The organism is Chondromyces apiculatus DSM 436, from assembly GCF_000601485.1.
Lineage (GTDB): Bacteria > Myxococcota_A > Polyangia > Polyangiales > Polyangiaceae > Chondromyces > Chondromyces apiculatus.
Map to the genome: position 1 here is coordinate 1 of NZ_ASRX01000157.1, position 2,411 is coordinate 2,411.

Here is a 2,411-nt window from a genome sequence, read left to right on the forward strand (position 1 = left end):
CACGGCGGTCACGTGCAACGCGGTCAAGGCGGACTGTGCCTCCTTGCCCGGCGGCTGCACCGAGGCCTGCGACGGCATCGACAACGACTGCGACGGCTCCGTCGACGAGACCTTCAACAGCAAGGGCTCTGTCGCGGCGCACTTCGTGCGCCCCACGGTCACCCAGATCGCGGCGAGCACCTGGGTCTACACCTACGAGGCGAGCCGGCCGAAGGCGACGAGCACCGACGCCGGCAATGGCAACGGCTACTGGACGTCGGCGCCCCCAGGATCGACGCTCGACCGCACGCCCTCCTGCTCGATGGCGAACCGGCTGCCGTGGTTCAACGTGAACCCGGTCGAGGCACAGCAGACGTGCACGCAGATGGGCGGGTCACTGTGCAGCATCGAGGACTGGCAGACCGCGTGCCGGGCGACATCGGGGTGCACGTACGGGTACGCGCCGAGGAACAATCTCGGCGGGACGGCCTGCACGACGGTGGCCACGGCGACGAAGTACTGCAACCTGGGATCGACGTTCGACTTCAACGACACGCTCGCGGGGGACCAGGATGGGCTCCTGCCGACGGCGTCGAGCAGGCTGCAGAACTGCTGGAGTGACTGGTCGAGCACCACGGGCAACAGCACGGCGACAAACCGGCTCTACGACATCACCGGCAACCTGCGGGAGCTGACCAGGAATCCCACGGTGAACCAGTACGGGGTCATGGGCGGCTCGTTCAACACCCAGAGCCAGAGTGCGTCGAGCTGCGACTTCACCTTCTACACGGTCGACCAACAATTCAAATTCCACGACACGGGCTTCCGCTGCTGCTTCTCGAGCAATCCAACCCTGTAGCGACCTGTGCGCTGCGGCCTTCCCGCAGCGGCGCTCCCTCACCGCCGTGATCCGCGAGGCTCGTCGGGACCCCAGCGCCTCGGGGTGACGGGCCTCGGTGCGCGAGCGGGGCCCCTCGGCGTTCGCTGGATGGTCCGAGGTGAGGGGTGCTCGGGCGCCCGAAGCGCACGCGGTGTGTCGGAGCGCGCGCGGTGTGTCGGAGCGCGCCCGGAGCGCACCCGCGGCACCCTGAGCATACCGAGAGCGCCCGGAGCGGCGTCAGGCCCGCCGAAGGCGCGAAGAAGTGCGGGAGAAGTGCATGCTTCTGCGGGCGTCTGCACTTGTGGGCAGCGCCGAGAAGTGGAACGATTTACTTTCGCGCTCTTGTCCTCGTGGGTGGAACTGCTCGAAGTGCCACCCGTCGGGGATGTCTGACCCGCGGAGCTCCCAGCGATGGATCGCACCTCGTCTTCCGTTCTGCGCTCGCCCTTTGGCCGCCTGTTCGCCGCCGCATCAGCGGGGCTCGCGGTCGCCTCCCTCGCCGCCCCCGCGGCGGCCCAGTACGACTGCAGCTCGCCGGACCCGACACAATGGCCGCCAGCTTCGAAGCCTTACTTCATGCTGGCTTTCGACACGTCCGGCTCGATGGCGGACACGGTCATTCAGGGTGGGTCCCCCCTCCAGGATAGCTGCGGTTTCGGCACGAACCGACTGGCGCACGGGCGCTGCGCTGTGCGGAACACGGTGCTGGCCTTCAGCGGGCAGGTGAACCTGGGGCTGGCGACGTTCGCGGTGAGCATCGGGAACTGCTCAACCAGCAGCGCATGCAACTGCACCGGCAGCGGCTGCTTCACCAACTGCCTCTACGATTGCTTCGACGGCGAATACAATTCCCGGCCCTCGTGCACGGGTTGCGGGTCGATCGGGAGCAATCCCACCACGGCCTCGGGGGCATTCATCCGCGTGCCCATGCTGCAGGACTCTTTCTGGACCACGCCGCCAGCGTCCAACGTGACCGCCCTGCTGAACTGGGCCAACAACCAGTGCAATGCCGGGCAGGAGCTGTTCGCCGTCGGCAACACGCCCCTCAACGGGATGCTGAGGGACATGAGCCGGTACTTCGCCGGAACGTGGAGGAGGCCCGACAACAACCAGCTCCTGGCCTCGCCGCTGGCGACCCAGGATCTGACCGGCCCCGGGGTCAACGGTGGGACGGGGTGTCGCTCGGTGAACGTCATCCTGATGACCGATGGTGACGAGACCTGCGACACGCACCAGGACGCGGTGAACGCGGCGACGGCGCTCTACCAGACAGGCGTGACGGTCGGGGGGAAGAATTTCAAGATCCGCACGCACGTGATCAACTTCGCCGGCGCGAGCCCTGCCGATGCCAATGCGATCGCAGCGGCGGGAGGGACGATGGCGTCGAAGTACGCCGCGAACGAGGTGGAGCTCTCTCAGGCGCTGGCGAACATCATCGCCGGGGCGACCTCGCCCGAGGTCTGCGACAACACGGACAACAACTGCAATGGGTGCGTGGACGAGGGCTACCAGCACTACTGCAACGTCAAGCCGGCGGGTCAGTGCTGCGTGT

At 67.2% G+C, this 2,411-nt stretch carries 2 protein-coding genes; both read left to right on the forward strand.

Annotated features, from left to right (window positions below):
- Nucleotides 1–838, forward strand: an 838-nt coding sequence (locus CAP_RS53155; RefSeq protein ID WP_044252659.1) for a putative metal-binding motif-containing protein, incomplete at its 5' end; no start/stop codon positions are given.
- A gap of 432 nt (nt 839–1,270) precedes the next feature.
- The coding region (locus tag CAP_RS43205) for a hypothetical protein (protein WP_044252662.1) at nt 1,271–2,411 on the forward strand (1,141 nt) is incomplete at its 3' end.